At 37.6% G+C, this 2858-nt stretch carries 4 protein-coding genes; all 4 read left to right on the forward strand.

The genetic code is table 11. The features are described 5' to 3' along the window. The first annotated feature begins 435 nt into the window (after window positions 1-435). From BHE89_RS25835 to BHE89_RS13890, 4 genes are read left to right on the forward strand one after another with little or no spacing between them, the layout of a single operon-like run. Window positions 436-834: a CDP-alcohol phosphatidyltransferase family protein gene (locus BHE89_RS25835; RefSeq protein ID WP_286138768.1), complete on the forward strand. Its 399-nt coding sequence runs from the start codon at window positions 436-438 to the stop codon at window positions 832-834. A gap of 32 nt (window positions 835-866) precedes the next feature. Continuing rightward, window positions 867-1100, forward strand: coding sequence for a hypothetical protein (locus tag BHE89_RS25840; protein WP_286146146.1), 234 nt, complete (start codon window positions 867-869; stop codon window positions 1098-1100). 3 nt (window positions 1101-1103) lie between these two features. Further along, window positions 1104-1817, forward strand: a complete 714-nt coding sequence (locus BHE89_RS13885) for a lysophospholipid acyltransferase family protein (RefSeq protein ID WP_069367327.1) — start codon at window positions 1104-1106, stop codon at window positions 1815-1817. Further along, window positions 1804-2850: a phosphatidate cytidylyltransferase gene (locus BHE89_RS13890; protein WP_286146147.1), complete on the forward strand. Its 1047-nt coding sequence runs from the start codon at window positions 1804-1806 to the stop codon at window positions 2848-2850. Before BHE89_RS13885 ends, BHE89_RS13890 begins: the two co-directional genes overlap by 14 nt. The last annotated feature ends 8 nt before the right edge of the window (window positions 2851-2858 follow it).

Below are 2858 nucleotides of genomic sequence, written 5' to 3' on the forward strand. Positions count from 1 at the left end.
TTTTGAATTTAAACAAAAAATTTCTTTATAATAAAAATTCTAATCAAAGGGTTTTGATTATGCTTATTCAAACAGTAAAAATAAGAAATAATAATAAGTATTTTCCTTTACCTCCCCTTTTACTTAAGAAATTTATTCTTTTCATAGTTTAATTACTGTAATACATCATTTACTATTTCTACTTAATAATGATCACATTAAGAGTATCATCAAACGATTAATTCATATAAGTATAATACATTAGCACCGAGTAAGTATTAACACTTATTGAAATAAATAGTTATTGAGGATTGATTTATAGTCTTAATAAGAGCATAACAATAAGGAATTAATCCCCATAAAAAAAATATAAGATAAACTTATACGTTTATTCTTATTCTAAGTTTGTGCAAATGCCTTTATGCTATACCTTTCTAACTCGCTTTTTATAAAAAAATGAACGCTCAAGATAAAAACCGTCGCCCGATAAAAGCAAGACAAACAAGCTGGGCTACAAAATGCAGTCGATACTTACAACGAAAAGGGGCAACCCCTAACGGTATTTCCGTGTTTAGTGTCATATTTGCATTACTCGCAGGCTTATCACTTTTTTGTGCTCTCTATTATGCATCTGGGTTATTACGCTCAATGTCACTGATCTTTGGCGCTATCATGATCCAAGGTCGCCTCATTTGTAATTTATTAGATGGTATGGTTGCCGTTGAAGGCGGCATGAAAAGCCCAGTAGGTGCTGTTTATAATGAATTACCAGACAGAATCGCCGATACCTTCATTATTTTGGGGGTCGGTTATGGTCTCTCTTCTGACTTTTCTATGGCCATCACATTGGGCTAGGTGGGCGCTTTTTTTTGCGGTAATGACCGCTTATGTTCGTGTATTGGGGGGGGACTTGTGGATTAGATCAACAATTTACAGGCCCAATGGCAAAACAACACCGAATGGCATTATTAACCTCAGTAGCTGTTATTGCTGCATTTATTCCTGGTCTTTGGGGAGTATGGCTCTTTTTTATTTCATTATGGATTATTATCTTAGGTTCAATGCTGACCACAATTTTCAGAACCCGTCAAATTTTACGGGATTTAGCACAAGGTGTCTGATTAATGAAAAATGGAAAACTAGCTTTAGATGCAAAAGTAGTATCATCCGTCTTAGTCTCTATTTGTCGATTCTTAACAGGTATTCGCGCTAAACAAACCTCGCCTATTGCAAAAGATACACCTTGTATTTATTACGCTAACCACTCTAGCCATCTTGATGGTTTAGTCATTTGGTCTTGTCTTTCGCCCAATATTCGCCCTTATGTTCATCCCGTTGCTGCTGAAGATTATTGGAATAAAAACCGCTTACGCCGTTATTTATCTCGTCGTATCTTTCGAGCTATTCTTATTCCTCGTCATGCGGCAAAAATGAATTTTCCACCAGAAGAAAATTCTTGCGAAGAGCACGTAGAACAACCCCAAAATAGCTCAGCACCCAATAAAGCCAATGCTCTTGCTCTGATGCAAGAAATTTTAGACCAAGGGGATTCTTTAATTATTTTTCCTGAGGGTACTCGAGGTAATGGTGAATCTATTCAAGATTTTAAAGCTGGCCTTTGGCATCTCTCCCGTAAAAATCCGAATGTACAATTAGTCCCTATTTACCTGGAAAACTTAAATAGAGTCCTTCCTAAAGGTTCTCGCTTAGTTGTTCCTGTTATTTGCAGTGCAATTTTTGGTGCTCCTATTGGATCTACTCATGAAAATGAAAGTAAACAAGCGTTTCTGGTAAGAGCAAAAAGTGCATTAGAGGAGCTACACAATGGAACCTATTAATAACGAAGTCCTCTGGATCTTTATTGGGCTCTTCTCATTCTTAATTATCGCCAGCATTATTGGTGCTATTTTAGCGGCAGTAAAAGGTCCGACATCCACTATCACGAATCTTAATTCAAGGATCAATGCGTGGTGGGTAATGTGTATTATTGCGGGTGTAGCAATAGGGATTGGGGCAATCGGATCTGTCGTCCTATTTGCCATTATCTCATGGCTTGCATTACGCGAACTGATTACGTTAACCCCCACACATCGTGGCGACCATGAAGCGCTCTTCTGGTGTTTCTTCGTTATATTGCCTATCCAATACATTCTTGTCGGTGTGCAATGGTACAACTTAATGGCGGTATTTATTCCCGTTTACGCCTTCTTATTAATACCAACACGTATGGCTCTTTCAGGTGACACTCGCCACTTCTTAGAACGTATGGCGAAAGTACAATGGAGTGTGATGATAGCCATTTATTGCCTAAGTTATGCACCGGCACTTTTAATGTTGCCAATTGAAGGTTTCGAAGGTCGTAATATCAATTTACTGCTCTTTTTAATGATAGTGGTACAGGTTTCTGACGTACTTCAATATGTGTTTGGTAAATTATTTGGCAAACATCCTATCGTGCCTAAATTAAGTCCCAATAAAACAGTGGAAGGTTTTTTTGGTGGCATTATCTCCGCCAGCCTTATTGGTATGATGTTGTGGTGGGCAACGCCTTTTTCATGGTGGGCGGCATTTTTACTCTCTTTAGTCATTACATTAGCCGGTTTTGCAGGTGGTTTATGTATGTCTGCAATCAAAAGAGACAGTGGAGTAAAAGATTTTGGCACCATGATCGAAGGTCATGGCGGCATGATGGATAGAATGGATTCCCTCTGTTTTGCAGCGCCTATTTTCTTCCATGTTATTCGCTATTTTTTACGTTTAGTTTTACCTTATTTAATCCAAAGTAAACTCGCCTATATTCCCCCAAATGCCGATATTAAAACTATCGGCATTTTTATACTTCCCTATTTTGCTTCATACTTATTTATTTAATTATCACA

Source organism: Shigella sp. FC1967, from assembly GCF_001743005.1.
Taxonomy (GTDB): domain Bacteria; phylum Pseudomonadota; class Gammaproteobacteria; order Enterobacterales; family Enterobacteriaceae; genus Proteus.

Excerpts from the sequence above, each read along its gene's own strand:
- BHE89_RS25835 (WP_286138768.1), top strand. The coding sequence starts at position 436 with ATGAACGCTCAAGATAAAAACCGTCGCCCGATAAAAGCAAGACAAACA.
- BHE89_RS25840 (WP_286146146.1), top strand. The coding sequence starts at position 867 with ATGTTCGTGTATTGGGGGGGGACTTGTGGATTAGATCAACAATTTACA.
- BHE89_RS13885 (WP_069367327.1), top strand. The coding sequence starts at position 1,104 with ATGAAAAATGGAAAACTAGCTTTAGATGCAAAAGTAGTATCATCCGTC.
- BHE89_RS13890 (WP_286146147.1), top strand. The coding sequence starts at position 1,804 with ATGGAACCTATTAATAACGAAGTCCTCTGGATCTTTATTGGGCTCTTC.